This window comes from Microvirga sp. KLBC 81 (assembly GCF_003075415.1).
Taxonomy (GTDB): Bacteria; Pseudomonadota; Alphaproteobacteria; order Rhizobiales; family Beijerinckiaceae; genus Microvirga.
In genome coordinates, this window is sequence record NZ_QDAH01000186.1 from 1 (window position 1) to 3235 (window position 3235).

Consider the following 3235-nt stretch of genomic DNA (forward strand, 5'->3'; position numbering starts at 1 on the left):
CCAGTGCAAGAGCGGCACATTCAAAGACTACGACCTCGGCTTCGTGCATCTGGACATCAAGCACCTGCCCAAGCTGAAAACCGCCAATGGCGAGAGCCGCAAGCGCTGCCTCTATGTCGCCATCGACCGCTGCTCGCGCTGGGTGCACCTGGCGGTCAAAGACGACGAGCTGACCACAAGTGCGGTCGCCTTCCTGAAAGAGGCAGTTCGCGCGTTTCCCTTCAAGGTCACGCACGTCCTGACGGACAGAGATTCCTGCTTCACGGCTGATGGCTTCGAGGACACCTGCCGCCAGCTGAAGGTGCAGCATAGAAAGACCAAGCCATAGATGCCTCAGACGAAGGGCCTTGTGGAGCGCTTCAACGGCCGCGTGCAGCGCGAGGTGCTGGGGATCACGATCGATAGCCATCCGTGACTTCGAGACGCTGCTCAAAGGCTTCAATCGGGCTTACAACAGGAGACGCTAGCGCGTGCTCAAGGGCGCCTCACCGGAGCAGGTGGTGCAACGGCGCCTAGCTGCCGAGTCCAAACTCGCCAACCGGCGCTTCAAGCCACCCGATCCCCACGCTTTGCCGGATGCCCTCCAAGTCGTCGCTCGCGCCAAGGAGGTCTCGCATCCAGACAGCTTAGCCCTCCCTGCTGTTTGACTTTTGCGTCTGCTGGAGAGATCGTCCGGTTGAGTTACTGCAACTTAAGTGAGGCAAATGTTGCAAAAGGGCCCTCTGCACGCTCGTATCATTGAACGTTTCGACGACATGCCCCAACAGTTGCAGCAGGCGGCTCGTCATATCTTGGAACATCCTCAGGAAGTGGCACTCGTTTCGATGCGAGAGTTGGCGCGTAATGCGGGCGTGCAACCCTCTACGATGACGCGGCTGGCGAAGTTCCTGGGATGCTCCGGATACGAGGAATTTCGTGGTCAGCATGCTGACGTCATACGGGTCAGCGCCGAAGGGTTTGCCGCTCAGGCATTGCGGAGAGACGAAGGCGGGGCGAACGGGGGGGGACTGGCGCAACGCATACTCCAGAGTCTTTCCGCACAGATTGCGCGCCTCTGCGAACCCGACACGCTCTCGCGGCTTGGCACGATGGCGGATCGCTTGAACAAAGCTCGGAGGGTCTATGTTCTCGGGTCACGCTCCTGCCACTCAGTGGCTTGGCATTTTTACTATGTTATGACGTTGCTTGGTGAAAAGACCATTCATCTCGATGGTCCGGCCGGCACAAGCGGCGACGCGCTCATCCGCGCCAGCGCCGAAGACGTCCTGCTGGCAATTTCGATAAGCCCTTACGCGCTTCACACTCTTGAGCTTGCTGAGGCCGCCCGCGACAAAGGCGTGGGAATTGTTGCGATTACTGACAGCGAGGTTTCCCCTTTGGCTACGATCGCCGAGCACGTTGTCCTGTGCTCGACGGAGAGCCAGACCTTTTTTCATACCTTGACGCCGGCCCTCGCCGTCTCGGAGGTCTTATGTGGCCTGCTGGCAACCCATGACCGTGCGGCAGCTCTGGAAGAGCTTAAGCGCACTGATCGTCACCTTTCTGCGATGAACACCTACGCGACATCCATCCCGCGGCGGAAGATTTGAGGTGGTGGGAACTTTATAGAGCTACAGCTTGTCCCGACGCAGGGCGTTGCAGGGTGGTTAATTTGGATTTGCTTCGGGAGAGATACTGCTGGGAGGGGGCGCGAATTCTCAATCCGCCTGTGGCGGGAGAAACAGGGCGCCCTATGATCGGCTGCGGAGGGGAGCGGCCGATCCCAATGTGGTGGTCCCAACCCCGATGGCGACCATGGTCCACGGGCTGCTGCGCCCTTGAGAGTGGTGACGCCCAGGCGATCCCGGTTAGGAATGTGAGGTCTTCGCGCAGCCCCGCCCTCCGATGATGTCCCAGAGGGAGGCTGCCATGACGCGCACGTCACCGTCCCGCCTCGCGCGGGACCCCGGTCCACCCGCATGCGGCCGCCGTCGACATCGGCGCCCGGATGCATGTGGCAGCCGCCTCGCTGCGATCCCGAGCCGGTGCGCACCTTCGACACCTTCACGGGCGACCTGCACCGCTTCGCCGACTGGTTTGAGCAGTGCAGGGTCACCACGGTGGCCCTGGAGTCGACCGGGGTCGACTGGATTCCGCTCTCCGAGCTCCTCACCCAGCGCGGCTTCGTGGTGGTGGTGGTGGTCAATGCCCGCGAGGTCAAGCAGGTGCCGGACCGCAAGACGGACGTGGGCGACGCCCAGTGGCGGCAGCGCCTGCACGAGTACGGGCTTCTGCGGGCCAGCTTCCACCCGCACGGCGAGATCGCCACTCTGCGCTCATCTGCGCCAGCGCGAGCGCCTCCTCAAGGCGGCGGCCGCCCACATCCAGCCCATGCAGAAGGCGCTGACCCAGATGAATCTGCAGCTCCAGCAGTGGTGGCCGACAGCACCGGCCAGACGGGGCTGCGCATCATTCGGGCCCTGGTGGCGGGCGAGCGCGATCCGGACCGCCTAGCCGCCTTGCGCGACGGGCGCTGCAAGACCCCGCTCGCGACTCTGCGCGCCGCGCTGGTCGGCAAGACCGGGAGGAGCACGTCTGCGCCTGGTCCCAGGCGCTCGAGCTGTATGAGATCTACCAAGCAAAGGTGGCCGCCTGCGACCAGCGCATCGCGGCCGTGCTGGAGCGCCTGCAAACCCACCCCCAGCGGTGCCGCCGCCCCGCCGCGCAGCCGCAGGCCAATGAGCCGGCCGTGCCGGTGCGCGAGGCCCTGCATGCGATCCCCGGGGGTCGACCTGACCCAGATCGATGGGATCGGACCCTACTTGGCGCTCAAGTTGGTCAGCGAGTGCGGCCCGGATCTCGCAGCCTGGCTAAACGCCCAGCACTTCACCTCCTGGCTGGGCCTCGCGCTGCACAACAAGATCTCCGGGTTGCGGCGCTGGGCGCCTTCCGGCGGCTCGCCGCGCGGGTGGGCAAGGCCAAGGCGGCACGGCGACGGCGCGCAAGATCGCCGACCTCCTGCGCCGCGGTGGTGATGAAGCCAGACACGACCGGCATGGAGAGGGCATGCAGGTCACGACAGTCCAGTCGCTCGAGATAAGCCTCGAACTTCCGCAGGTTGTGACGGTAGAGATGGATCGAACTCGGCCGCAGGCCCCTTTCGTCCCGAAGGTAGGTGATGTCAATGCCGAGTGAATTTTCCTCAGAAGTGCCGAAGTAAAAATCCCCAGCTTTATCGGTTGGCTCATCGGTTCGA

Annotated in this window: 2 protein-coding genes and 2 pseudogenes; 3 read left to right on the forward strand and 1 reads right to left on the reverse strand. The window is 63.6% G+C overall.

The annotated features are described in order from the left end of the window. The 3 genes and pseudogenes from DC522_RS32860 to DC522_RS37690 form a co-directional block, all read left to right on the forward strand. Positions 1-647: pseudogene (locus tag DC522_RS32860) on the forward strand (DDE-type integrase/transposase/recombinase); the annotation flags it as partial. Positions 648-704: 57 nt separating this feature from the next. Further along, positions 705-1589 (forward strand): MurR/RpiR family transcriptional regulator, encoded by an 885-nt coding sequence (locus tag DC522_RS32865; protein ID WP_116532609.1) that lies wholly within the window; start codon positions 705-707, stop codon positions 1587-1589. Between the two features lie 402 nt (positions 1590-1991). Then, the gene (locus DC522_RS37690) at positions 1992-3014 is read left to right on the forward strand and encodes a transposase (protein WP_371681096.1); all 1023 of its coding nucleotides are present in this window, start codon (positions 1992-1994) and stop codon (positions 3012-3014) included. Between the two features lie 7 nt (positions 3015-3021). Here the strand turns inward: DC522_RS37690 and DC522_RS37695 are convergent. Continuing rightward, a pseudogene (locus DC522_RS37695) lies at positions 3022-3165 on the reverse strand (site-specific integrase); the annotation flags it as partial. Positions 3166-3235: the final 70 nt, after the last annotated feature.